The sequence below is a fragment of the Verrucomicrobia bacterium S94 genome, from assembly GCA_004299845.1.
Lineage (GTDB): Bacteria > Verrucomicrobiota > Kiritimatiellia > Kiritimatiellales > Pontiellaceae > Pontiella.
In genome coordinates, this window is record CP036201.1 from 2895766 (window position 1) to 2920942 (window position 25177).

Sequence of the window (25177 nt, forward strand, 5' to 3'; positions counted from 1 at the left end):
TCCGTGGAGTCAAGGGGTCAGGTCTGCACTTTGCACACTTTTTCAAGCCTCTTCATCGCATGCTGTATCTGAGAATCCGCTTTTGAGCGCATGATAAATCTCCGAAGCCCCATGTTCACTGCACTATAATCGCGGTATCCACATTTACCGGCAATCTCTTTCAAGGTCATCCCAGCAAATCTCTGCGCTCCCCAATAAACCAAAAAACGCCCCCACTCACCTCGAGCCTGCTGCTCCTCCCAGCTCTTTCCGCAGATCTGCTCCACCTCCGAAATCACCCGTTCCCAGGAAACCCGTTGGCGTAACTCTCTGTTGCCGGCAATATCCCGGTCTGTTGCTGTACATATTGATTTGATCTGCTCCAGAAACGCTTCACTTCCAATAGCCAAGCGGTTCTTGAGTTGATTCTCAAACCGCTCTTCATGTCCGTGCGCGACACGCGCCTCCGCTAAACGAAGATATTCTGCACGAGCACCCCGACTGGAAACGCGGTCAAGAATCTCAGAGATATTCAACCATTCCGGAACCTTTCGTCGAATACCCACGTAATACGCATACGAACTCCATCGAAATCCCCTCAAGGCATCCAACCGCCGCTGCGCCTCTTCCTCAGACGGCTTAACCCAGCCCGCCCCCTCAGCTTGCTTTCTCAATTTATCCAAACTCAACGCCTTTATGCGCACTGGATTTAAATGGACATACAAACTCAACTCCACCAACCAGCTTTCAGTGGAGTCCACAAGCTCACTTCTAAAACGCCCCTGAAACAAAGGACCGACTCGATGGTACTTCGCATTAAACCACATGCTGTATGAAACTTTTATCCACTGCAAAGCACGACTCAAATTGGCATCCGGCGTACAAACGATCAGGTGGAAATGATTATCCATCAAAACATAAGCATATATCTGCAACCGAAAGCGTTCCTGAGCCGAAGCCAGAATATCCAAAAAATGGTACCGGTCCTTATCGCACTTAAAAATCACGCACCGATCAATTCCACGGCTCATCACATGATACGTGCCCCCCTCTATATCAACTCTCAAAGGTCTCGCCATAACGAAAGAAACCTACGCGCAATCACAAACATGTCAACAAAATGTTATATGTGCAGATCTGACCCCCTACACAAAAAGGTTTTCACTTTAGGACGTCGCAATTGCCAAATGGAGAAAATCCCAAAAAGCAGGCCCAATGGTATGAACAAAAGAAGAAAATAAGACCTTTTTACACAGAGGTGATAAGGATGCTTATTTTTAATTTTATTGCTTAAGCGAAACAGAAGCACTGCTCCCAATATAGCCGTTAACGAAGTGAAGCTCACACAAGCAGCTACTGGCACTCTTGACCATTCGGGAACTTGATCAATTTCAAGGACAAGACGTGCCAATCCAGCAATACCAATTGCGAAACCAAGTAGGGACAGCCCTTTATACCATCGCAAAACACTTTCGATTTTTGATTCCATAACTCCCCCCAAAAAAAACAAAGCAGTATTACCAGATTGGTATGACGATAGTATTGTCTCGGAGAACTCCCCCTCCCGCTTCAGCAGCAATGCTAAACTCTGTCTCCTGTGTCTCAATATTTTGAGTCACACCACCTATAACATGAGCTTTTGCATACCAATCTGAAACACCCCGTTGATCTCGGACCCCTCCTTCAGAAGAAGAAATTGCTCCGGCACCCTTGGCAATCCAGTCCAACAACGTACTGTCGATTCCACCACCAATACCAATGCCACCAGCAAAACGGATATACAAGCCACCATCACCAGCATTATCCCAAATGATTCCGACATCGATTTCACCAGCAAGCACAAGCATCGCCGATATGCTGGCAATAGAAAACTTGCGAGACTCCGTCTCACAGAGCCCCATCGGATCAATCTTGTTTACAGGATCATTTCCGCAGAAGACATATAGATTGAGGCCCCCACTAATCCCGATGGGGTCTTTAGAGAGCCATCTGCCGGAGGTGGGATCGTAATCGCGGGCGCCGAAGCGGACGAGGCCGGTGACGGAGTCGGTCTGGCCGCCCTGAAATCCGAAGGGCTGGAAGCCGGGGTGGGTGTCGCGCGTGACGCGCCCGAAGCTGTCATAGTCAATGCGCTGGGCGACGGTGCCGTCGGTTGTATTGACGACCAGCCGCACCGATCCGACTGGGTCGGTTATCAGCCGATAGGTTGTTCCATTCTTCATCATCAGTTCCGGCACATTTGCTTTTGCGCCATAAATAAAAGTAGCTAAGACATTACCATCCCCGTCGAGTTCCGCAACCGGATTGAGCGCGTCTTTGTAGACCCAGCGTTGTGTAACTTCACCGTCAACCTTGCGCCCGATGCGGCGATTCAGCGCGTCGGTTTCGTATTCGACGGAGGTGCCGTCGGGCAGATCGACCTGCAGCAGTTCGCCGAAGGGGCCATATTTAAATTCGGTGACGCCGACTGCATTGGAGGATGAAACCAGCGTGCCGTTGGCATCGTAGGTGTATGCGGTGCCGCCATAGCGGGTCATGCGGTCCTGTGCATCGACTTCGCCGGTTGCGGTGACTCCGTCCACAACGGCTTCAAGACGGTTTCCGTTGGCGTCGTACCGATAGGCTTCGGTAGAGACCCCGTCCGTCAGGACGTTGGTGAGCTGTCCGACGGCATCATACTGATAGTCGATCACCTGCACGGTTCCGCCGATCGTTTCGGTTTTGCAGGCGATGCGGCCCAGGGCGTCGCGCTGACAGGCGGCGGTGTAGAGCTGCGCTGAACCGGAGGAGGCCGTGTAGTTCGTCGTTTCACCGAAGAGGTTGAGCTCGATAGAATCACTGACGGTGCCGCAGGACGAACCGGTCAGGTCGCCGCTGTCGGGATGGCGGGTATAGTCGAGCGCGCCGGCTCGGGTGAGCAGTCCGTCGAGGTCGTATTCATAGTCGGCCAGCAGCTCGCCGTTGAGGGTCAGGCCGGACAGTTCCCAGTAGTCGTTGTAGTCCAGCCCCAGCTGTGCGTTGACTGCGCCGCTGAGTGTGACGTTGGTGAGCACCGATCAATTCCACGGCTCATCACATGATACGTGCCCCCTCTATATCAACTCTCAAAGGTCTCGCCATAACGAAAGAAACCTACTCGCAATCACAAACATGTCAACAAAATGTTATATGTGCAGATCTGACCCCTTACCCCCAACAAAATGTTATATGTGCAGATCTGACCCCTTACCCCCAATTCCACGGCTCATCACATGATACGTGCCCCCCTCTATATCAACTCTCAAAGGTCTCGCCATAACGAAAGAAACCTACTCGCAATCACAAACATGTCAACAAAATGTTATATGTGCAGATCTGACCCCTTACCCCGACCCCTTACCCCGCGGCTCGCCGGAGCAGCCCACGGAACCCCCGAGGGCACACCTCTTAATTTAAAGGGAAAATGACCGAGGCGCCATCAACTTCAGGCATAAGGTCCTGTCTCAATAATATCCAAAATACGGAATCGACATTTGTACATTAATCCGTACCATTTTGAGTACACAGAAGGAGTAAACTCATGCAAAGATTGATTCTAGATCAAGATATTAAACCAATGTCTGAATTCAGAGCACATACTGCGGCCTGCATCCAGCAAGTTCAGAGATCAAAGCGTCCTGTGGTGATTACACAACACGGTAAAAGTGCTGCTGTTTTGATTGATGTTTCAGAATTTGAAGCCATGTCCCAACGGTTGGAGGTTTTGGAAGACATTGCACTGGGAGAATCCATGATTGATGAAGGAAAAGGGATTCCACACAGCAAAGCCAAAGAAATGGTTTTGAAGAGAATTTCCAGATGAAGATTCAGTGGTCTCCCCTCTCAATTGATCGTATCAGCGAAATTTCAGAATACATTGCCCAAGACAGTCCAAATGCGGCAGAGCGTTGGGTACGCTCGATTTTTGACCGAGTTGAACAGGTCAAAGATTTTTCTGAAAGTGGACAGCCGGTTCCAGAAACAAACAGAAAAGATATTCAACAGTTGATCATTTCCAATTACCGCATCATTTATCGAGTGGAACCCAAAATGGTTTCAATTCTGACTGTCAGACATTGCCGCCAGATTCTTCCGGATGAAGACATTGACAATACATAAAAGTAAAATCTGACAGAACCAGTGGGTGGAGCCTACGGTGGCCGACGCCTGTTGAGTCAGCCAAGTTTATGTTCACCGGCGGCTCACCTATAACGTTCGAAGGAAAATGAAAAGCATATTGATTATCATTGCGTCAGTGACCCTTTTTGGTTGTTCCCAGAGGAAAGTGTCAGTCCTATGATTTCGTCATTTTCTCAAACCCAAAGTTGCCGGTCGAGCGTGCGGTACTGGATCGCTTCGGCGATGTGGTTGGGCTGAATGGATTCAGATGCGGCCAAGTCGGCAATGGTGCGGGCGACTTTTAAAATCCGGTCGTAAGCGCGGGCGCTGAAGTTGAGGTCGCTCATGGCCGTTTTCAGGATCTGCTCTGCATCGGATTCCATTTTACAGGTCTGATGCAGTGTTTTGCTGCGCATGTTGGCATTGCAGTGTGTGCCGGGCTGATCTTTGTAGCGCTCCTGCTGAATCCGTCGGGCGGCCACCACGCGCTTTCGGACTTCGAAGGAGGATTCGCCCGGTTTGAGTTTTGAAAGTTCGTCGAAGGAAATCGCGGGAACTTCAACATGAATATCAATGCGGTCCAGCAGCGGGCCGGAGATTCTGGAGCGGTAGCGCGCAATCTGGGTCGGTGAACAGCGGCACTCGCGTTTGGGATCGGTCTGATAGCCGCACGGGCACGGGTTCATGGCGGCGACGAGCATAAAGCGACAGGGATAGGTGACGCTCGCGGCAGCGCGGGCAATCGTGACCTCTCCGTCCTCGAGCGGTTGGCGCATCACTTCAAGAACGCTGCGCTGAAATTCCGGCAGCTCATCGAGAAACAGTACGCCGTTATGACCGAGACTCACGGCACCGGGCATAGGGTTGGTGCCGCCGCCGAGCAGTCCGGCATCCGAAATCGTATGATGCGGCGCGTGGAACGGCCGGGTGGCCACCAGGGCCTGATGCGATTTCAATGATCCGGAAATGGAATGAATCTTGGTGGTCTCCAGCGCCTCTTCCAGCGTCATATTCGGCAGAATGGAGGGAATGCGTTTGGCGAGCATACTCTTTCCGGTGCCCGGCGGACCGATGAGCAGAATATTGTGCGAACCGGCCACGGCCACTTCGAGAGCGCGCTTGGCCGACTCCTGCCCTTTAACATCGGAAAAATCATCTTCATAGCGACTGTTGGCCTCGAAAACCGAATCAATATCCAGGTGATACGGGCTGAGTTTAATATCCTGATTCAGAAAATCGGCAGCTTCGCGAAGGTTTCGAACAGGAAAGACTTTAATGCCGTCAACAACCGCGGCCTCTTCCGCATTCTCCGCCGGAACCATGATCGCTTTAAGACCGGCCTGTTTAGCCATCAGTGTTATCGGAAGAATACCCCGCACTTTACGGACTGCTCCGCTGAGCGCCAGTTCGCCGACAATGGCTATCCGCGGAAGCAGATCCGCCTTCATATCGTCAAGAGCGGCAATAATTCCCAATGCAATCGGAAGATCAAAACTCGGCCCTTCTTTCTTCATATCCGCCGGAGCGAGGTTGATGGTGGTACGGCCCATCGGAGGGCGGAAACCGGAATTGATGAGCGCCGTCCAGACCCGGTCGGAACTCTCTTTTACAGCCGCATCCGGCAGTCCAACAATCACGACCTTCGGTTCGCCATGCCCGGCATTCACTTCAATCTCAACCGGAAACGCATCAATACCGACCACCGCACCTGAATTCACCTGTGAAAGCATTGCTTCTCCTTCTTACAAAAACAAAATAAGAGTAAACCGATTCAGCCGGACTGATCCCAGAAAAATCACCGAATCAATATAATATTAATATTATGATCAACTTTCACATATTCATTGACTTTATAAACTGCGGGAATCCAGAATATTCCATACAAACGCATTGATTCTAACGGGAGAAAAAACATGAATGCGCACGTCCACAGCAATCCACTACGGCTGTTCTGCAGCTTCCGCCTGACGGCAGCACTTCTCATTTCCGCCTTTTCGGCAGGCGGAGTACGGGCTGAATTCAGCATGACGCTTAATCTCGATCATACGGGCGGCTCCTTATATCCGTATATTTCTTTCTTCGCCGACGGCGCAGCGGAACCGCTGACGTACCACCGGATCGAATCACCGAACGGTCTGTTCTATCGCAACACCGGAAGCCGGAATGACTACAGTTACGGCAGCCAAACCTATGCAGATGTGATTGATGAATGTACCGACGGACCATGGACCCTCACCACCAACGTCGGTGATCCCTCTGAGGAAGAATATACGTTCACCGTCAGTATATCCGGATTGAGTGCAGGAATGTTCGGCGAAACCTCCGTCACCAATCCGGCCGAATATGCCACGGTGTCGACCAATCAGCCGCTCATTGAATGGACCGGAACGTCTCTGTTTCCCGAAATCCACATTCAGGTGCATAACGGGGTACAACCGCCGGAACCCGGAAACTATTACACCGCTCCGGCCCCCTTCAACAGCTGGACGCCGCCGGCGCCGGTGCTGCCCGGCACAAACCATATTTATCTCGCCTACCAGACCAACAGCTTTGCAGGCATCACCTTCACCACGCCGATGACCGGCGGCGGATCGCCACTCACCGGCTGGAATGCATCCGCGGATGTCAGCAGTTATGACTCCACGACATTTATCGCTCCGGGCAGCTGCACAGACCCCTTCAATATTGCGGTCGAATGCCCCGGCTTCAACTGGTACACCGATGAATACGAGCCCTGGGTGGTCTCATACGACAACTTTACAGCGGGCTCCTCGTCGTTGCAGAGCACGGCCGCTGAATGGGGATATTCTTATCTGGAAGCCATCGTCCAGGGTCCCGCAGTTATCACCTTCGATTGGGCCCTGTTCGGGAGCGATGGCGATTCCTTCGAGTTTTACTCGTACGACGACGGAACCTCTTATGATGAGGATTTCTTCTATTACGAGGGCTATGATGTCTACGGCTGGGATACCCACACCGTCACCCTCTCCTCCAATGACATCTATTATCTCACCTGGTCCTTCTACAACGATGATACCAACGCCTTCTATCCGGACTCCGCCTTCCTCGACAACATCCGCTATACATATACTGGAGACAACAGCAACAGTGTCAGCCACGAAGCGGAATTCGAGGTTGAAATTCAGCGGGTCACTTCCGGCACCAACACGCACTACCTGATTTTACCGCGCCTGAACAATATCATTCCATCCTCCAGTCTCGACGAAGTGGTATCGCCCAACAACCGCTGCTCCGGCACGGAAAACTCATCGTCTTCCATTAATTTTCCCACGCTGCAGGCGGTGATCGACGAATTGCAAGACGGGCCCTGGACCATCTACTTCGACCGCAACGGGGCCACCTACGAATATGACTTCACCATAAATGTCAATTCGCTCAGCACCAATGACCTCCCGCCGGTCACCATCACGCAGCCGCTCGATGGTTCCACAGGCATCTCTACCGCTTCTGCTTTCGAATGGAGCGGGCCTTCCAGTTGGGACTCGGCCTTCATCTATGTCCGCGATGCTGAAGCCCCTGCAACCGTTGACAGCAGCTCCATTTCACCGTCTGACACAAACTGGACGGCGTCTGTCCCGCTTCCGGAAGCCACAAACAGCGTATCGATCAGCTACTCGGAATACGGTTTCTCCGGACTCTCCTTCAGCCATCCCTCCAACGGTTCCCAATCGCTCGCAAGCTGGTCTGCTTCGGTTGACCTCGGCTCACGCGGCCTCTCAGAGTTTGTCGTAGGAATCACTCCCCAGCCCGTCAGCATCCTATCCCCGGTCCTGTCCGCAGGAAACTTCGGTCTGTCGTTTATATCGCAGTCCGGCACAACCCACATTGTGGAATGGACCCCCAGCCTGACCAATACCACGTGGTATTCCGCCACCAACTTTCCCGGCGACGGCATGACCAATCTCGTGAACCTTCCAACCACCAATCCGGCAGCCTACTTCCGCGTTAAAACCCAGTAACCGGCAACCGGCCGGACAGCCCTTCAGCATATCCAGAGGCGGAAAAAATCCGCCTCTGGATTTTTTGTGCATTTTTCCAGACATTGGAACCGAACTCCCATAGGGTATCCCGCGATTATAACCCTTTAAAAAACTGATTTATATGAGCGCACAAGAACATCATAACGACGTGGAAATTGAAATTATCGCCGATGCCGAGGTACCGGATCTCCTGCCGGTGATGCCCTTGAAGAACTTTGTCCTTTTTCCCCAGATGGTGGCCCCGTTGATCATCACCACAGAGGAATCGAAAAAACTGGTTGCGGAACTCTCCACCAAAACACCGCATTTCATCACGGCACTTCAGCGGAAAGATGAGATCGATGAAGCCAAACTGACCCGGGACGATATCTACCGTGTCGGTTGCGTGGCGCGGCTGATCAAAACCCTCAACTTTCCGGACGGCTCAACGCACGTCCTGGTGGAAGGACTGTCGCGGTGTGAGATGACCGATCTGAATATGGATCAGGAATACCCCACCGCGCATTACACCATGATTCATGATGAGCTCGAGGATTCCCTCGAAGCTCAGGCTCTTGCCCGCAGCGCGGCCGAACAGTTCCAGCAGATCGTTACCATGTCGCCCAATCTGCCGGATGAACTCAGTGTTGCCATTTTCAATATGGAATCGCCCTCCCAGCTTTCCGATCTGATTGCCACCAACCTGCCGGTTCCACTCAGTGTACGCCAGAATCTGCTGGCCGAAGCCAGCCCGAATAAACGGCTCAAAACCCTGATGGAATTTCTGAACCGCGAATATCAGATTCTGAAACTGGGAAATAAAATTGAAACCAAGGTTCATGAAACCTTCACCAAAACACAGCGTGAAATCTTCCTGCGCGAACAGCTGAAAACCATCCAGAAGGAACTGGGGGAGGACGATCCCCAAGCCAGTGAAATTCTGGAACTGGAGAAGAAACTTGCAGAAGCCAAACTGCCTCCCGAAGCCAAAGAGGCCGCAGACAAAGAACTGCAGCGGCTGAAAGCCGTGCCGTCTGCCTCGCCGGAACACGGCGTAATCCGCACGTACCTTGACGTCATGGCCGAACTCCCCTGGAGTAAATCCACGGAGGATCATCTGGATATTCTGGAAGCCCGGAAAATTCTGAACAAAGACCACTACGGACTCGATAAAGTGAAGGACCGCATTCTTGAATACCTCTCGGTTCTGAAACTGAAACAGGATCTCAAAGGGCCCATTCTCTGTCTGGCCGGACCTCCGGGGGTTGGAAAAACCTCGCTTGGAAAATCTGTGGCCCGCGCTCTGGGCCGCGAATTCATCCGCATTTCGCTTGGCGGCATGCACGACGAAGCCGAAATACGCGGGCACCGCCGCACCTATATCGGTGCGATGCCCGGCCGCATTATCGAGAGTCTGCGGCGCTGCGGCTCCAACAACCCGGTTATCATGCTGGATGAAATCGACAAAGTCGGCAGCGATTTCCGCGGCGATCCCGCCTCGGCTCTGCTCGAAGTCCTCGACCCGGAACAGAACTCCACCTTCCAGGACCACTATCTCGATGTGCAGTTCGACCTTTCAAAAGTGCTGTTTATCACCACCGCCAATATGCTCGAAACCATTCCGGGCCCACTGCGCGACCGCATGGAAGTCATCCGTATTTCCGGCTACACCCTTCAGGAAAAAACCGCGATTGCCCGTCGCTATCTGGTACCGAAAGCCATCCGCGAGCACGGTCTTAAACGCGGACAGGTTAAATTCAAACCGGAAGCTCTCGAAGCAATCATCAGCGGCTACACCGCCGAAGCCGGCGTCCGAAATCTGGAGCGGCAGATCGCCAACGTCTGCCGGAAAGTTGCACGCGGCTTTGCCGAAGGAAAAAAGCGGCCGGTGGAAGTAACCCCCCGTAAACTCAAGGGATTTCTGGGACCGATCAAAATCGAAAAGGACGTGGCCGAAAACGCCGCCATGACCGGCGTTGTAACCGGCCTGGCCTGGACGCCCTACGGCGGCGATATTCTCTTTATTGAAGCCACAGCCATGCCGGGGAAAGGCGGACTCATCCTGACCGGTTCGCTCGGCGATGTGATGAAGGAATCAGCACGCGCTTCTTTGAGTTATCTCAAAGCCAATGCCCGGACCTTTAAGATTGATCCGGATGTTTTTGCCAAATCCGACCTGCATATCCATGTTCCGGCCGGTGCAACCCCCAAAGACGGACCGTCCGCCGGCGTCGCTATTTCGCTGGCGATTCTATCCATTCTGACCGATCAGCCGATCCGCCCGGATCTGGCCATGACCGGCGAAATTTCACTGCGCGGCCGTGTACTGCCGATCGGTGGTCTAAAGGAAAAAGTCCTGGCGGCTTCGCGCGCCGGCATCAAACACATCATGCTGCCGGAAAAAAATAAAATCGATCTTAACGAAATTCCGGATGATGTTAAAAATAAGCTGACATTTAAAACCGTGAAAAATATTGACCAGGCGCTGCGCTATGCGCTGAAGCTCTCAGAACAATAAATTTTAACCGCAGAGAACACAGAGTTCTCAGAGCATTTCCTCTGTGTACTTCGTGATCTCTAGCGAAGCGGGTGGTAAATGAAAAATATACTAATAGTAATTATGTGTTTAGGTCTCAGCCTGACGGGGTTTGCAGAGGAGCAGCCCTCGGCCGACCATATTCTGAGCATGGTTCAGGAAAAACTGCCTTCGCGACCGCTCAAACTGACCGGCAAACTGAAAGCCAAAGCAAAAAACGGCTTCACCAAATCCTATCCTGTAACGATGGAGCTCGACTGGCATGCCGTCCCGGCAACAGCGCATTATAAAATCGATAAGGAAGAGCTGACCATCACCTGGCAGAACGGCAAACCAAGCTATACCTTCTCGGAGCCCGGGCAAAACCCGACCTCCGAAATCATGGGCACCGGTTTCACCTGGGCGGACCTCAGCTTTTCCGTTCTCTGGTGGCCGAATTCCAGACTTATCGGCGAAGATAAAAAACTGAATCGCGATACCTACATCATTGATGTCCCAATCCCCGAAAGCGAAAATATCATGCGGCTCTGGGTGGATCAGCACATGGGTATGGTGATGGAAGCACAGACGCTGGATGCATCGGAAAATCAGCTGAGCCGACTGAAGATTAAAAGCATTAAAAAAATGGACGGCATGTGGATTGCAAAGGATCTGGAACTTTCCGATAAAATATCCGGACAGAAAACCACATTAACGGTTTCCGACCTGAAATGGATGGATGAATGAATACGACGGCCAGACTTTTCCTTTCCCTTGGGGCCATTAGCGGCGCGTTCGGCGTGATGCTCGGCGCATTCGGAGCGCACGGCCTGCAGCATAAACTGTCTGCAAAAATGATGGCCACCTGGCAGACAGGCGTGGAGTATCAGTTTTATCACACCTTTGCCCTGCTGGTTGTCGGACTGCTGGCCCTGAAATTCCAGTCCGGTGTATTAACTGCCGGTGGATGGAGCTTTCTCGCCGGAATCATCATTTTTTCCGGCAGTCTCTATACACTTTCCCTCAGCGGTATCACCAGACTCGGAGCCATCACCCCGATCGGAGGACTGTTCTTCATCGCCGGCTGGATACTGCTGGCCTGCGCAGTACTGAAAGGAGACTGAAGTGAAATTTCTGCTTTCCATGATCTCCCTCGTCAGTTTTTGCGGATGCTCAACCCTTTCCTTTAAAGATGCGGGAAAGAGTCTGACTATTGCCGCAGCCTATGAACAATCAGACGAAAAACAACAGGGCATGACGCAACGCGATTACGAAACCATGATCCGCACCAAGTCGTCACAATCCCGCCAACGTTAACCGGTCTTTCTTTTTCCGAAATCCGACTGCCCGTTTTAAATATTCAAATTATTTGAATGTTTGCTTTGACACCACCCCGGTTTTAAATATTCTGACCTCATGAATCTTTAAACAAAGGAGACCCCTGGTGAGTACGAAAAAACATTGGATCGCCCTGACCCTGTGCCTGACTGTGGCTTTTTCCATTCTGGGCTATTTTGGAATTGATATCTATCGCGAAGCCCCGCCGCTGCCGCAGCGGATTGTAAGTGCTTCCGGAGAAGAGCTGTTTACACTGGATGATCTTCAGCAGGGCCAGCTGGTCTGGCAGTCTACCGGCGGACAGCAGATGGGCTCGGTCTGGGGACACGGGGCCTATCAGGCGCCGGACTGGTCGGCCGACTGGCTGCACCGTGAAAGCATCGCCCTGCTCAATATCTGGAGTCAGCGCGAACTGGGCGTGGATTTTGCGCAGGCGGATGCCGGACAGCAGGCGGTCCTGCAGGCCCGCCTGAAGGAAGAGATGCGGCATAACGGCTATAATCCCGAAACCGGAACGCTCACCCTTTCCGACGACCGGACCGCCGCCATGCGCATCGTGGCCGCGCATTATGAATCGCTTTTCAGCGGAGACCCGGAACTGCAGGATCTCCGGGAAGCCTATGCCATGCACAATCATGCCGTTAAAGAGGTTTTCCGCCGGAAACAGCTCGCCGGATTTTTCTTCTGGACCAGCTGGGCCTGTGCCGCGGAACGTCCCGGACTATCGATCAGCTATACCAACAACTGGCCGCATGAACCGCTGATCGGGAACACCCCCACCGGCGCAAATTTTATGTGGTCCATGATCAGCATTATTTCTCTGCTGGCGGCTGTCGGCGGCCTGGTCTGGTATGAAGCATTCCGCCGTAGAAAAGAAGATGACCATTTTCCGCCGGCCCCCACCGCCGACCCGTTGAAAAAGCTGGTGATTACACCCTCCATGAAAGCCCTGTGGAAATATGCACTGGTGGTATTTGTCCTGTTCGGAGTTCAGGTGATGCTTGGCGCGCTGACCGCCCACTACACGGTTGAAGGGCAGGACTTTTTCGGCATTCCGATCGCCGAAATCCTTCCCTATGCCGTATCCCGCACCTGGCATATTCAGACCGCGATGTTCTGGATTGCCACGGCATTTCTGACAGCAGGCCTGTTCCTTGCTCCCATTATCGGCGGGCACGAACCAAAGTTCCAGCGCCTGGGTGTGAATGTCCTTTTCGTTGCACTGCTGCTCGTTGTGGCGGGTTCGCTGGCCGGCGAATGGCTGGGCGTCATGCAGACAATGGAATTGAAATATAATTTCTGGTTCGGGCACCAGGGCTATGAATATGTGGATCTCGGCCGCTTCTGGCAGATTCTGCTCTTCAGCGGTCTGCTGCTCTGGCTGATTCTGGTGCTGCGCGGACTCTGGCCGGCACTGAAAAAGAAAGACGACAACCGTCATATGGTCGCCATCTTTATTTTCGCCGCCACAGCCATCGGCCTCTTCTATGCCTCCGGTTTTTTCTACGGAGCCAAAACCCATATCTCCGTCATGGAATACTGGCGCTGGTGGGTGGTCCATCTCTGGGTGGAAGGCTTCTTCGAAGTCTTCGCCACCATTGCCATCGCAACCATCTTCTGCAAGCTCGGTCTGGTCCGTGCGGGCAGCGCCAGCCGGGCCGTACTCTACTCCAGCTGCATCTTTCTGATCGGCGGAATTCCGGGCACGTTCCACCATCTCTACTTTTCCGGTACGCCTTTCTCCGTAGTGGCCATCGGGGCCATGTTCTCGGCACTAGAAGTGGTTCCCCTGCTGCTCATTGGCCTGGAAGCCCGGGAAACCAGCAGACATATCGAAAGCGCCGAATGGATGCAGCGCTATAAATGGCCGCTGACCTTTTTCATGGGCGTTGCCTTCTGGAATTTTGTAGGGGCCGGCGTATTCGGCTTCCTGATCAATCCTCCGATCGCGCTGTATTATATGCAGGGCCTCAACACCACACCGGTCCATGCCCATGCCGCTCTGTTCGGGGTTTACGGTTTACTCAGTCTCGGCCTGGTTCTGCTCGTTATCCGCTGCATTCAGCCCGACCGGGTATGGAACGACCGCGTACTGAAACTGGCCTACTGGGGCATGAACGGCGGACTTGCACTGATGATTGCACTGAGCCTGCTGCCTATCGGCATTGCCCAGACCGTTGCCAGCGTGGATGTCGGTCTCTGGTATGCGCGCAGTGCCGATTTTCTCCAGCAGGGCTGGGTGCAGAATCTGCGCTGGCTGCGGATGATCGGCGATGTGGTGTTTATGGCCGGTGTGTCCGGCCTCCTCTTCTTCGGAGCCGGCCTGCTGCGCCCCAAACCCGAAGGGAAAAAGAATTAATCCGACAGCCGCCGGCTGATATATTCATCCGCCGGCGGAACACCGCCCGCTGTAAAAGGAGAATAAACCATGCAACTTAAACAGAATACCGATTATGCGCTGCGCATCCTGATGTATGTCGCCAGAAGTAAAGAACCCCTGGTCTCCTCCCGGGAAATCAGCGAATTTTATGATATCTCCTACAGCCACGTGGTGAAAACCGTGAACCGCCTGGGTAAATTCGGCTATCTCGAACTCAAACGCGGCCGCTACGGCGGCGGCATCAGGCTGGGAAAGAATCCTGCAGAGATCGACATTGGAACCGTAGTGCGTCAGTTCGAAACCAACCTCGATATTGTGGAGTGTTTCGACGAAGACCGAAACCAATGCACCATTGCCGGCGGATGCCGGCTTAAAGCCCTGTTCCAGGATGCCCTGGGGCCTTCTTCGATGCCCTGGAAGGAAAAACTCTGGCCGACATCATTCCGGTGCCGGCCTCCAAATAAGGATCTGATTATGAATACACTCATCAACCCGAACATCACCGTAGGCAACCTTGTTGTTCGCCATCCGCAATTACGTCAGAAACTCGAAGAACTCGGTATTGATTACTGCTGCGGCGGAAAACGCCCACTGACCGAAGCCGTAGAAGCCGCCGGACAACACTGGCCGGAAACCGAAGCGGCTCTGCTGGCCGTACTGGAGCAGCGGCCGGAAATGGATTCCACCGACTGGAGCTCCGCTCCGCTGAGCGAACTGATCGACCATATTGTGAACACCCACCATGTGTTTACAAAGGAACAGCTGCCCCGCCTCGATGGACTGCTGGAAAAAGTACAGATTGCCCACGGAGAACATCATGGCGAAATGCTCGGGAAACTCAGGCTGGCCTATACAGCCATCCGGACCGAACTTGAATCCCACCTGATGAAAGAGGAACAGATTCTGTTTCCGCTGATTAAAGCCACCGAAGCCTTTATCAACGGTTCAGCCCCCAGACCCGTATCCCATTGCGGCAGTGTAGTCAATCCGATCCGCCAGATGGAAGTCGAGCACGACGATGCCGGAGACGAACTGGCGGTAATGCGGAAACTGACCGGAAACTACACCCTCCCGGATGGAGCCTGCCCGACCTTCGAGGCGCTGTATGACGGGCTGGCCGCGCTGGAGAATGATCTTCATCAGCATATTCATCTGGAAAACAATATTCTTTTTCCAAAGGCGGTAAAACAGGAGGCCCAGGCCAACGCATGAACTCCCGGCCTGAACAGATTCTGATCAAGCGGATCTATGACCCGCCCGCCGCCGACGACGGCTGGCGGGTGCTGGTGGACCGGCTCTGGCCGCGGGGAGTCGCAAAAGAAAATGCCGAAATCGATGAATGGGCCAAAGACCTTTCCCCGAGCCCGGAACTGCGAAAATGGTATAGCCATGCCCCGAACAAATGGCCGGAATTCAGCCGGCTTTATCGAAACGAACTGAAAACGAAAAGCGAACAGCTGACGCACCTGATTGAACGCTGCCCGAAACGTACACTCACACTGCTGTATGCGGCAAAAGATACCGCACACTGTCATGCCCGTGTGTTGCAGAACGAGCTGAAGAACATCAGACAAACATAACCCCGAACAGAAAAGGAAACCTCATGAAACGGATCGGCTTAATCGGCGGACTGAGCCCGGAATCAACGGTTCATTATTATCAGATTCTCTGCCGGGAATATAACCGCCGGACCGGCGGGCTGAACTTTCCGGAAATCACCCTCGAAAGTCTGAACCTGCAGGAACTCGTTACCCGGTTTAAAAAAAATGACTGGGACGGCGTGGGGACCATCCTGCTCACCGCTCTCCAACGGCTGGAAAAAGCCGGAGCTGACGTTGCCGCCATTCTGGCAAACACCCCGCATAATGCCTATGACCGGATTCGTGCTCAATCCCCGCTGCCCATTCTGACCATTATGGATGCAACAGCCGCCGCACTGAAAAAAGATCAACGTACCAAAGTGGCCCTGCTCGGGACCAAACCCACGATGGAATTCGGTTTTTTCCAGAAAACCTTTTCCGCCGCCGGCATTGAAACGCTGGTCCCCGAAAGCAGCCAACGCACCGAGCTCGACCGCATTGTCTGGGATGAGCTGTCGCACGGAATAACCGAAGTCCCCTCCCGCGAAGCCATGAAAGCCATGATTTCAGACCTCGAAAATCAGGGGGCTGAAGCCGTCATTCTCGGCTGTACGGAACTGAGTCTGCTCATCGCGGAATCCGACAGTTCACTCCCGCTCTATGACACCACCCGGATTCATGCAGAAGCCATTCTTGAATTCGCCCTTCAGAAATAGAAAACCGATGCATATCGAAACCGTAAACACCATTCTGTATTGTGAAAACTGGAAAGAAACCGTTGCGTTTTACCGCGAAATAATCGGTCTGAAAGAAAATGCCTCCACCGACTGGATGGTCGAATTTTTAATCACGCCCCAGTCCTGCCTCAGTGTCGCAGATGCAAAACGAACAACGATACTTCCAAACCTTGGAAAAGGCATTACCCTCACGTTCAAAGTAGTCAATCTGCACGAAACCTGGCGGCTTTTAAAAAAGCGGAATATGCATGTTGACCCGATCCGCGACTGCAAAATGGGCGGGGAAGCCTTTTTTCTGCGCGATCCCGAGGGCAACCGCCTGGAATTCTGGGCTGATTCACCCTGGAGTGATCCGAAGATGGTTGCCCGGCTCTCTTCCACGCCGCCGAATTCCGTATTAATGCGCTTTGCCGAAAAGGAACTTCAACGCAAAACCGGAAACCGGCTGCTTGATATCGGCTGCGGTGCGGGATGCAACGCCGTTCCCCTGGCCAGAGCCGGGTGGAAGGTGCTCGGGATCGACCTTTCACAACCCATGCTCGCAGCGGCGCAGCGACGGGCCGGCGACGGCGGCCTGACAGAACAGCTGAAACTGAAAACCGCCCCGATGGACCGGCTGCCGGTCGAAGATGAAGGCTTCGATTTTATCGTCGCGCACGGTGTCTGGAACCTGGCCCGATCAGCAACAGAATTCCGCACGGCTGTTCACGAAGCCGCCCGCGCTGCCAAACCCGGCGCGCTCCTTTTTATCTACACCTTTTCGAGAAGCACACTGCCGCCGGAAGCGGTTCCGATCGTAGGTGAGTCGTTTATCTTCACCGGACCGTCCGGAAAACCGGCGTGCTTCCTGACGGAAGAGCAGCTGATCAAGGAACTGGCTGAGGCCGGATTTGCTCAGGAAACGCCCATCACCGAATACGACGCAATCCCCGACGGTAAACCCGCCATTCTTGAGGGCATTTTCCGGCGTCAGTAAAAACAGGGCAGAAGAACCGTCATCCGATGACATCAGTCGAGCGTGCATTCCATGACGAAATCGTCCATCAGGAATCCGGATCCGATATCTTTCTTTATCTCATCGGTAACCTCAAAACCTTTCCGCCGGTACCACTCAATGGCCGGGGTATTATTCCGATTGACCGTCAAACAGATCGCGCTTGCACCGGACTCCTCCGCACGTGCTTTACTGTACTCGAGAAAGATTCCGCCAAGACCTGATCCGCGGCATGAATCTTTAACGTAAATTTTGCTGATCATCAGCTTTCCATCAATATGATTCGGGATCAGGCTCAGGTATCCCACGGGATCATCACCGTGCAGAGCCAGATAGTATTCATAGCCGGAGTCTATCTGGGATTCGAGCGCCTCAATACTTTGAAACTGCTCCAGCATATAATCCACCTGTTCCTGACCGATTATTTCCGGGAAATGCTCATTCCATATTTCCGCAGCCAATGAGGCCAGAACATCAACCTGCTGACGGTTTGTAACCCGTTCAATCGTAATGTCCATGAGACATTCTCCGGATACCGTCTTAAGCCTCACCTCTGCAGGGGATGGCCTGTCATCACCGGCATACTGATCCGGACGATCTTCCTTTTCGGCAGAAACGTCCTCCGCAACCGCATTCAGCAGAACCGACCGTATAGTCTCCTCTTCGCTGGCATGAGCCAGCACGGTCACCTGATCTCCCCCGTGCAGATGAGTCGATCCCTTGGGAGCGATCAGCAGTTTACCCCGCGTAATCAAAGTAATCACCGCCCCGGCAGGAAGCTGAAGTTCGGCGATGGTTTTACCGACCACTCCCTGAGGGTCGGGCAGATCCACGACAATCAAATCGAAATCGCTTTTACTCATGGTAACGAGCTCCAGATTGAACAAGGGCCTGGGACGCATCGGACAGGTCAGCTTCAACCATTTTGCCAGCACCCCCAGCGTGCTTCCCTGCACTGCAATAGACAGAAGGACCGCAAAGAAAACCATGTTGAAAATATCCTGCCCGACGGCCAGTCCGGCAGCGGCGGGATAGGTGGCGAGCACGATCGGAACCGATCCGCGCAACCCGGCCCAGGCGATAAACATTTTATCCTTCCATCCCAGGCGCATACCGATCGTTCCGATTAAAACCGCCAGCGGGCGGGAGATGAACGTCAGAACCGCGAAAACAATAATTCCCTGCATCCAGATGTTCGCCCATTGGTGCGGAAACACCTGTAGTCCCAGCATGACGAACATGGCAATGTTGGCCACGGTGGAGAGCGCCGCTGAAAAGTTGGTCACCCCCTGTTTATGAACAAAGGGCCGGTTCCCCATCACATAACCGGCAACGAAAACCGCAAGCATGCCGCTGGCCTGAAGCGCATCTGCAATGCCGTAAGTCAGCAGGATCATGCCCAGCGAAAGTACATAATAATGTCCCCGGTCCTGAGGGCTCAGCCGATTAAACAGCCACAGACCTGCGCGCCCGATCGCCCACCCCACCAGCGGTGCCGCCGAAAATTTCCAGATAAATTGAACCACGGTCATCGGCAGAGCCGTATCGGACGAAGTCAGCATGCCCAAAACAGCGGCCGTGAGCAGCACGGCCATCGGGTCGTTGGCCCCGCTTTCAATTTCAGTAATTGAAGAGAGCTTTTTCGGAAGCGACTGCCGGCGGAGAATCGAAAAAATGGCCGCTGCATCGGTGGAGGAGATAATGACGGAAAGCAGAATCGACTGTTCAAACGGCCATTCGAGAAGATAGCGCAAGACCCCGAAGGTGGTGGCTGCAGTCAGAATAACGCCCCATGTAGCCAGGCCTCCGGCCGGCAGGGCCACCGCCTTAAAGTCCGATTTCCGGGTCGAGAAGCCGCCATGAAAAAGAATGAACACCAGGGCCAGGTTTGCGATCTGCTTCGTTAGACCGATGTCGTCGAAGTACCAGAGATTGAGCACATCACTGCCGCAGAGAATTCCGGCACACAGCGCAATCAGGATGACCGGGACGCTCCAGCGGTCCAGCCATACGGCGGCAAGAACAACTCCGATCAGAATCAACGATCCTATTAAATACACCGAATCCATGGTCTCCATCTCATTCTCTGATATTTTTTATTGGGCGATGCCCCTCGGACAGCGCCAACGGCGTGTAAGCGTTGTATGAATTCCCGAAAAGGGAATCTATCATATTCTGTTTGTTTTACGCTGAAAACCGGCTTCTTCCTGTAACAGATCAGCGAACCCGGCATTAGATGATTTTTCGCATCATCCCCCTCATTGCAGCCCGGTTCCGACCCATAGTGTTGCTCTCGCTCTGGATTGTCTGTAATAGAAAACTCTCAATTTTCGGAAAACAATCCGCAGGTCATCTGTCAGTTCAACTTCACACAACTACGACCACATGTGCCGTCGAACAAACCGGGGACAAACGCCCCATGCGGGATATTTCGCCCCGTTTCCTCAGGCAGCAGCCGACCGGAAAAATCTTTATACCCGACCAAGCCGCATCAAAAAGATAACGCCCTAACCCCTATCAGTAGCGCCCGTTATACCAATTACCATATCCCTCCATCAACATCTTCCGGACCGTCCGCCTTCACGGGCATACTTGTTGCATTGGGGCACTCATCATTTGGATAGCATCAATAACACGAAAGGAGATGACTATGTCCAAAAAGAAGCAGGGGCGTAAAACGCCGAAGCTGACGCTCAAGGAAAAGAAACGGCTCCAACGGGAGAAAAACGGAATTGTCGCCGGGAAGGCGGTCGCCCGTTAACGGGCACAACGTCCCTCCTTCCGCAGCCATGCGGCGGGAGGGACAGAGCCGTTTCAAGTTCAGACAGCACATCACGTGCTGAACGGGCTTAAAGAGGCGGGGAATTTCCCCGCCGTTGAAATCTCAGGATAACCCTTGGAAAAGGAGTTGATGTCATGCACACAATCAGGCCAATCCGGTCCACCGCTTCTTACTTCAATCATCCGTCCTGTACGGGTATTCCCGTGACGGTCCGGTTCCGGCATATGCACGGGTCACAACACATGCTTACTGTCGTGGACCAATTGATGGAAAAACTTGATAAATACGCCCTGTCGAATGCGCACGTCACCGTGGTGGTCACCAAAACCCGACACCATGAAGATAAGGGTGCTTTCGAAGTGAAAATTCGGTTATCGGTTCCGGGCGAGCCGCTCTATGTGGCCCGAAGCCGGGAAACACTGGGAGCGCACGACGGGGTCTATCATGCACTGGCCGATTGTTTCGACCGAATCGAACGTCAGCTCGTCAAACGCCATGGTTACCGCATCGCCCGGCGCACGGCCCCGGCCCGATAAATCGAGCCCGAAACACTCGGAAATAAAGACTGCACCCGCCCGCTCGACTTCTGCGCGCCGGCGGATGCAGAGTTACCGTGGTCAATGCCGAAGGATCAAACGGCCGACCAATCAACACTCACCCCACGGTTTCCGCACCATATGAAGACGTACATCAGCCCCGTGAAGGCATTCACCCCATCCAGCCAATCGAAAACAAATATTCATACCGGACAAAGAGCAGGAGCGGCAGACGGTGGACAAACCCATTCCCTATGATAGATTTTCCGGCATGCATAATGAGGGCAAAGAACACATCGAACGGAAACTGCAGGAGCGGGTTAAAGAGCTCAGCTGCCTTTATGCCATTGCGCAGGTTTCAGGTAATCCGGCCGCTTCGCTGGAAACGATTCTGAAAAGGGTAGTCAAAGCACTGCCGGAAGCCTGGCAGGAACCGGAACGTGCCCATGCCCGGATTGAACTGGATGACCGCGTGTTCGGGACGCCGGACCTGCCGGTTGCCGGAAAAAGCCTGGCGGAACCGATTACCGTGCGCGGACAAAAACGAGGAACCATTTCCGTAGGGTATGAATCTGCGGATATCCCCGTACTGGCGGAAGAAAAAAAACTGCTGAAGGAGGTCGTCCGGCAGGTGGGGCTGATTATCGACCGGCGCGAAACCGCCGAAGAACAGCAGCGTCTGCATGCCAAACTCCACCATGCCGACCGCCTGGCCACTATCGGCAAACTGGCCGCCGGCGTTGCCCATGAACTGAACGAACCACTCGGAGGCATTCTGGGCTTTACACAACTGCTGGCCAAAACACCGGATCTTCCAACACAGGCCTGCCGGGATCTTGCAAAAATAGAGGCCGCTGCACTGCATGCCCGCGATACCATCCGGCGGCTTATGACCTTTGCCCGGCAGACTCCTCCGCGCGATATTCGGCTTGATCTCAACCGGCTGATTAAAGAGAGCGAATCAATTTGGCAGCCGCGATGCAGCGCTTCGAATATTCAGATCGACTATGCCCTCGACCCGGATCTCCCCGATCTGGTGGCCGACGACGGTCAGCTGCGGCAGATGGTCACCAACCTGATCGTCAATGCGATTCAGGCCATGCCTGATGGAGGCAGACTGCATATTGCCACGGCCCGGGACGGGAAACAGCTGGAACTTACGGTTTCAGATACCGGATGCGGTATCGAGCCGGATGTGCTGCCGAGTATTTTCGATCCTTTTTTTACGACGAAAGATATCGACGAAGGAACCGGCCTCGGTCTCTCGGTAGTGCACGGTATTGTTACCGGACACGGGGGAACGATCCATCTGACCAGCACTCCCGGTCAGGGCACTACCGCCACGGTCCGACTGCCGCTGTGCCGCCCATCGCACACAGGAGCATATGATGAAAAAAAATAAATCCGAGCGCATACTGGTTGTCGACGACTCCGCCGATACCCTTGAAGTCGTACGCCGCAATCTTTCCTCCGCCGGTTATGATGTCCACACGGTGCCCGGAGTTGCGGAAGCGGTCCGGGCTCTCGACGCGCTGGAGATCGACCTCGTGATTACGGACCTGCGCATGCCCAGAACCAGCGGGCTCGATCTGATCCGCCACGTACGGGAAAACTATGCCGATACCGAAATTATCATGATCACCGGCTACGCCTCCGTGCCCGGCGCGGTTGAAGCGATGCAGACCGGTGCCTACACCTATCTGGCCAAACCGTTTACCGATGAGGAACTGCTTAAAGCGGTTACTCAGACCGTTGAACGCCTGCAGTTACGTCGTGCAGTTGATGAAACGGATGCCCCGCCGCCGGGCCAATGGGGCCTGCTGGGTCAATCCCGGGCCATGCAGAACGTTTATCACTCCATTGAAAAAGTGTCCGACAGCTCGGCCACGGTGCTCATTCTGGGCGAAAGCGGAACCGGCAAGGAACTGGTCGCCCGGGCCATACACTACAACAGCCGCCGGGCAAACGCTCCGTTTATTCCGGTCAACTGCGGCGGCATTCCGGACGGACTGCTTGAAAGCGAACTTTTCGGTGCCCGGAAAGGTGCCTATACCGGCGCACTTGAATCGCGCACCGGTTTTTTCCAGGCGGCGGAGGGCGGCACTATTTTTCTGGACGAAATCGCCGAACTGACCATGCCCATGCAGGCGGCTCTGCTACGCGTGCTGCAGGATAAAGTGGTCTACATGGTCGGCGATCGCGAACCGCGAAAAGTCGATGTGCGCGTAGTCGCAGCAACCAATAAGAAACTGGAATCGATGGTTGAAAAAGGGACATTCCGGGAAGATCTGTACTATCGGATCAATGTCGTTCCTGTTGCCATTCCGCCCCTGCGGGAACGAAACGGCGACATTCCGCTGCTGGTCCGTCACTTTGCAGCGCGTTTTGCAGCGGAACTCGGCAAACCGGCCCCGGCCTTTGATGACCCTGTACTTGAAACCTTTGAAACCTATGCCTGGCCGGGCAATGTCCGCGAACTTGAAAATGTAATCCAACGACTGGTTCTGATGGCAGAAGGTGAGCGTGTCACTGCCACACAGCTCCCGCAACTGATGCGCTTCAGCGCGAACCGGGCCGCGCCGCTGCGCTCACTGCATCAGGTTGAAGCGGAACATATCCGGACCGTGCTCGCCAGTGTCGGCGGCAACAAAACCCGTGCGGCCGAGATACTGGGCATTGACCGTAAAACGCTGCAGAACAAACTGAAAACATAACGCCTGCCAAACGGGGCGTTTCTACCCGCACGGGAAAATAGTCTGCACTTTCCGCCGGACAACTGCTCACCTTCCATGCAGCACGGACTCGCCATTTCAAAATATGCTTCCCCCGCAACCAGCGACCCCTGTTGTAATTGCGAATTGGTATGCGTCTGTTTCCTCCCTTTGATCCATATATTGCCGGCAGGTTCGTTGCGTTGGCACACTCGGTGCACTGGGTAATGCACAATCAATCTACACCACGGAGGGAACCCGGAATGAAGGAACAGATCATCATTATGACCCGGCCGGACTACGCGCGCCTTACCCGGATTATTGAAGAGCAACATAACCGGATCCCGTCAACCGACAGGACAGCCTTCAAAAATCTGAAAAGGAAACTGGCATGCGCAAAACGGGTTGCCGAACACGACATTCCTCCGGATGTCGTAACCATGAATTCCGAGGTTCTGGTTTTCGAACAGGAACTTGGCAGCGATAACAGCTTCACGCTTTCATGGCCGGATGAAGCCGGAATATCGCAAACTCGAATTAATGTGTTCACCCCACTGGGTACAGCTCTTCTCGGGAGCCGCGTCGGACAGGAAATCGAATGGCCGCTTCCTGACAGAATCTGCCGGCTGAGGGTCGAGGCGGTTTTATTCCAACCGGAAAATAATTCAGCATGCGAAACATGCTGAAGAAGGTTCAGCATGAACCAACATATCCAAAATGCCGGACCGGTGCTGCGCAGAGCCGAAGAAGAAGAAACGTTCGGGTATGTGAATTTTCTTGCTTCCTGTAATAAAACGCTCCGGAATGTTTTTGTTCCGAGCTTCTCAGACCCAAAGGACGAAACCCAGGCAGTGAACGAAATCTACCGCCTTGCCGGGGAAAAGAAGATTCATTTGATTATATCCGAGTGGCTGAACAATACCCGGGCTATGCAGGACCTGATCCACATCGCCCAAAAATATGAATTACCGGCGGTTTTTGTGCGGGCGGAAAGTGCCCCGAAAATCGGCCGGATCGTGGTGTCTACGGGAGGCGGACCGAATCGGTATAATCAGATAAAATTGGCGCGCGAAATATCTGCCAGAAATGCGGTGCCCGTAACTATCCTGCATTGGACCGGAGCCCTTAATCGCGGCTCGGAAGGCACAATCGCCGAAAACCGGCGATTTGAAAAAATGTGCCGGCGTTTACTCGGTAAACAAGAGGAATTTCTGCAATGCAACGGTCCCGATTTTGCAAGTGCCGTTGCCGGAACACTTCGTCCGGATGACCTGCTGATCATCGGAGCAACCAGTCCATTCCGGCTAGTAACCGATTTTTACGGATCCCTGCCCGACCAACTGGCCAGGGCCATTCCGAACCCACTGATCATGTGGTCAAGCCCGCCGTTAAGTCTCCCCGGTCTGCGCCGTCATTTGTGGAGCCGGATCATTCAGCCACTGCGGATTCCCGGAGAAAGAAAAGCGCCATCCCCTCTCTGATGAACAACCTTCCGGCCCCACACAAAA

22 protein-coding genes are annotated in these 25177 nt (G+C 53.6%); 17 read left to right on the plus strand and 5 right to left on the minus strand.

Going from position 1 to position 25177, the window contains the following annotated elements; all coding sequences use genetic code 11:
- Window positions 1-17: 17 nt before the first annotated feature.
- From EGM51_12630 to EGM51_12640, 3 genes are read right to left on the minus strand one after another with little or no spacing between them, the layout of a single operon-like run.
- On the minus strand, window positions 18-1058 hold the full coding sequence (locus EGM51_12630) for a hypothetical protein (protein QBG48194.1): 1041 nt from the start codon (window positions 1056-1058) through the stop codon (window positions 18-20).
- A gap of 44 nt (window positions 1059-1102) precedes the next feature.
- Complete coding sequence (locus tag EGM51_12635) at window positions 1103-1468, minus strand: hypothetical protein (protein QBG48195.1); 366 nt, start codon at window positions 1466-1468, stop codon at window positions 1103-1105.
- Window positions 1469-1496: 28 nt separating this feature from the next.
- Window positions 1497-3032, minus strand: coding sequence for an RHS repeat-associated core domain-containing protein (locus EGM51_12640; protein QBG48196.1), 1536 nt, complete (start codon window positions 3030-3032; stop codon window positions 1497-1499).
- A gap of 506 nt (window positions 3033-3538) precedes the next feature.
- Here EGM51_12640 and EGM51_12645 point away from each other — a divergent pair.
- Both EGM51_12645 and EGM51_12650 read left to right on the plus strand, forming a co-directional pair.
- Window positions 3539-3820 (plus strand): type II toxin-antitoxin system Phd/YefM family antitoxin, encoded by a 282-nt coding sequence (locus tag EGM51_12645; protein QBG48197.1) that lies wholly within the window; start codon window positions 3539-3541, stop codon window positions 3818-3820.
- Complete coding sequence (locus tag EGM51_12650; protein QBG48198.1) at window positions 3817-4116, plus strand: type II toxin-antitoxin system RelE/ParE family toxin; 300 nt, start codon at window positions 3817-3819, stop codon at window positions 4114-4116. The genes EGM51_12645 and EGM51_12650 overlap by 4 nt, the downstream gene beginning before the upstream one ends.
- Window positions 4117-4310: 194 nt before the next feature.
- Here EGM51_12650 and EGM51_12655 read toward each other — a convergent pair whose 3' ends face one another.
- Window positions 4311-5846, minus strand: a complete 1536-nt coding sequence (locus tag EGM51_12655; GenBank protein QBG48199.1) for an ATP-binding protein — start codon at window positions 5844-5846, stop codon at window positions 4311-4313.
- A 183-nt stretch (window positions 5847-6029) separates the two neighbouring features.
- Between EGM51_12655 and EGM51_12660 the strand changes: the two genes are divergently transcribed.
- The 10 genes from EGM51_12660 (at window position 6030) to EGM51_12705 (ending at window position 17622) form a co-directional block, all read left to right on the plus strand.
- Window positions 6030-8096, plus strand: a complete 2067-nt coding sequence (locus EGM51_12660; protein QBG48200.1) for a hypothetical protein — start codon at window positions 6030-6032, stop codon at window positions 8094-8096.
- Between the two features lie 142 nt (window positions 8097-8238).
- Window positions 8239-10614, plus strand: coding sequence for an endopeptidase La (gene lon / locus EGM51_12665; GenBank protein QBG48201.1), 2376 nt, complete (start codon window positions 8239-8241; stop codon window positions 10612-10614).
- A 78-nt stretch (window positions 10615-10692) separates the two neighbouring features.
- Complete coding sequence (locus tag EGM51_12670) at window positions 10693-11358, plus strand: outer membrane lipoprotein-sorting protein (GenBank protein QBG48202.1); 666 nt, start codon at window positions 10693-10695, stop codon at window positions 11356-11358.
- Window positions 11355-11735, plus strand: a complete 381-nt coding sequence (locus EGM51_12675) for a DUF423 domain-containing protein (GenBank protein ID QBG48203.1) — start codon at window positions 11355-11357, stop codon at window positions 11733-11735. The genes EGM51_12670 and EGM51_12675 overlap by 4 nt, the downstream gene beginning before the upstream one ends.
- A gap of 1 nt (window position 11736) precedes the next feature.
- The gene (locus EGM51_12680; protein QBG48204.1) at window positions 11737-11928 is read left to right on the plus strand and encodes a hypothetical protein; all 192 of its coding nucleotides are present in this window, start codon (window positions 11737-11739) and stop codon (window positions 11926-11928) included.
- Window positions 11929-12052: 124 nt separating this feature from the next.
- Window positions 12053-14308, plus strand: coding sequence for a nitric-oxide reductase large subunit (locus EGM51_12685; GenBank protein ID QBG48205.1), 2256 nt, complete (start codon window positions 12053-12055; stop codon window positions 14306-14308).
- Window positions 14309-14377: 69 nt separating this feature from the next.
- Window positions 14378-15541 carry an iron-sulfur cluster repair di-iron protein gene (gene ric, locus EGM51_12690; GenBank protein ID QBG48206.1) on the plus strand — a complete coding sequence of 388 codons (1164 nt, stop codon included), beginning with the start codon at window positions 14378-14380 and terminating at the stop codon, window positions 15539-15541.
- Window positions 15538-15909, plus strand: a complete 372-nt coding sequence (locus tag EGM51_12695) for a DUF488 family protein (GenBank protein QBG48207.1) — start codon at window positions 15538-15540, stop codon at window positions 15907-15909. The genes ric and EGM51_12695 overlap by 4 nt, the downstream gene beginning before the upstream one ends.
- A 23-nt stretch (window positions 15910-15932) precedes the next feature.
- Window positions 15933-16625: an amino acid racemase gene (locus EGM51_12700; GenBank protein ID QBG48208.1), complete on the plus strand. Its 693-nt coding sequence runs from the start codon at window positions 15933-15935 to the stop codon at window positions 16623-16625.
- On the plus strand, window positions 16570-17622 hold the full coding sequence (locus tag EGM51_12705) for a methyltransferase domain-containing protein (GenBank protein ID QBG48209.1): 1053 nt from the start codon (window positions 16570-16572) through the stop codon (window positions 17620-17622). The genes EGM51_12700 and EGM51_12705 overlap by 56 nt, the downstream gene beginning before the upstream one ends.
- Window positions 17623-17654: 32 nt before the next feature.
- Here the strand turns inward: EGM51_12705 and EGM51_12710 are convergent, their stop codons facing one another.
- Window positions 17655-19718, minus strand: coding sequence for a potassium/proton antiporter (locus EGM51_12710; GenBank protein ID QBG48210.1), 2064 nt, complete (start codon window positions 19716-19718; stop codon window positions 17655-17657).
- An 838-nt stretch (window positions 19719-20556) separates the two neighbouring features.
- On the opposite strand from EGM51_12710, the gene EGM51_12715 reads away from it, so the two are divergent.
- The 5 genes from EGM51_12715 to EGM51_12735 all read left to right on the plus strand — a co-directional run bounded on the left by EGM51_12715 (window position 20557) and on the right by EGM51_12735 (window position 25150).
- The gene (locus EGM51_12715; GenBank protein QBG48211.1) at window positions 20557-20958 is read left to right on the plus strand and encodes a ribosome-associated translation inhibitor RaiA; all 402 of its coding nucleotides are present in this window, start codon (window positions 20557-20559) and stop codon (window positions 20956-20958) included.
- Between the two features lie 235 nt (window positions 20959-21193).
- Window positions 21194-22360 (plus strand): sensor histidine kinase, encoded by a 1167-nt coding sequence (locus EGM51_12720; protein QBG48212.1) that lies wholly within the window; start codon window positions 21194-21196, stop codon window positions 22358-22360.
- Complete coding sequence (locus EGM51_12725; GenBank protein QBG48213.1) at window positions 22344-23672, plus strand: sigma-54-dependent Fis family transcriptional regulator; 1329 nt, start codon at window positions 22344-22346, stop codon at window positions 23670-23672. Before EGM51_12720 ends, EGM51_12725 begins: the two co-directional genes overlap by 17 nt.
- A gap of 149 nt (window positions 23673-23821) precedes the next feature.
- On the plus strand, window positions 23822-24355 hold the full coding sequence (locus EGM51_12730; GenBank protein QBG48214.1) for a transcription elongation factor GreAB: 534 nt from the start codon (window positions 23822-23824) through the stop codon (window positions 24353-24355).
- A 12-nt stretch (window positions 24356-24367) separates the two neighbouring features.
- Window positions 24368-25150: a universal stress protein gene (locus EGM51_12735; protein QBG48215.1), complete on the plus strand. Its 783-nt coding sequence runs from the start codon at window positions 24368-24370 to the stop codon at window positions 25148-25150.
- The last annotated feature ends 27 nt before the right edge of the window (window positions 25151-25177 follow it).

Coding starts and splice junctions, on each gene's coding strand:
- EGM51_12630 (QBG48194.1), bottom strand. CDS start 1,058: ATGGCGAGACCTTTGAGAGTTGATATAGAGGGGGGCACGTATCATGTG.
- EGM51_12635 (QBG48195.1), bottom strand. CDS start 1,468: ATGGAATCAAAAATCGAAAGTGTTTTGCGATGGTATAAAGGGCTGTCC.
- EGM51_12645 (QBG48197.1), top strand. CDS start 3,539: ATGCAAAGATTGATTCTAGATCAAGATATTAAACCAATGTCTGAATTC.
- EGM51_12650 (QBG48198.1), top strand. CDS start 3,817: ATGAAGATTCAGTGGTCTCCCCTCTCAATTGATCGTATCAGCGAAATT.
- EGM51_12655 (QBG48199.1), bottom strand. CDS start 5,846: ATGCTTTCACAGGTGAATTCAGGTGCGGTGGTCGGTATTGATGCGTTT.
- EGM51_12660 (QBG48200.1), top strand. CDS start 6,030: ATGAATGCGCACGTCCACAGCAATCCACTACGGCTGTTCTGCAGCTTC.
- lon (QBG48201.1), top strand. CDS start 8,239: ATGAGCGCACAAGAACATCATAACGACGTGGAAATTGAAATTATCGCC.
- EGM51_12670 (QBG48202.1), top strand. CDS start 10,693: ATGAAAAATATACTAATAGTAATTATGTGTTTAGGTCTCAGCCTGACG.
- EGM51_12675 (QBG48203.1), top strand. CDS start 11,355: ATGAATACGACGGCCAGACTTTTCCTTTCCCTTGGGGCCATTAGCGGC.
- ric (QBG48206.1), top strand. CDS start 14,378: ATGCAACTTAAACAGAATACCGATTATGCGCTGCGCATCCTGATGTAT.
- EGM51_12695 (QBG48207.1), top strand. CDS start 15,538: ATGAACTCCCGGCCTGAACAGATTCTGATCAAGCGGATCTATGACCCG.
- EGM51_12700 (QBG48208.1), top strand. CDS start 15,933: ATGAAACGGATCGGCTTAATCGGCGGACTGAGCCCGGAATCAACGGTT.
- EGM51_12705 (QBG48209.1), top strand. CDS start 16,570: ATGACACCACCCGGATTCATGCAGAAGCCATTCTTGAATTCGCCCTTC.
- EGM51_12710 (QBG48210.1), bottom strand. CDS start 19,718: ATGGAGACCATGGATTCGGTGTATTTAATAGGATCGTTGATTCTGATC.
- EGM51_12715 (QBG48211.1), top strand. CDS start 20,557: ATGCACACAATCAGGCCAATCCGGTCCACCGCTTCTTACTTCAATCAT.
- EGM51_12725 (QBG48213.1), top strand. CDS start 22,344: ATGATGAAAAAAAATAAATCCGAGCGCATACTGGTTGTCGACGACTCC.
- EGM51_12730 (QBG48214.1), top strand. CDS start 23,822: ATGCGTCTGTTTCCTCCCTTTGATCCATATATTGCCGGCAGGTTCGTT.
- EGM51_12735 (QBG48215.1), top strand. CDS start 24,368: ATGAACCAACATATCCAAAATGCCGGACCGGTGCTGCGCAGAGCCGAA.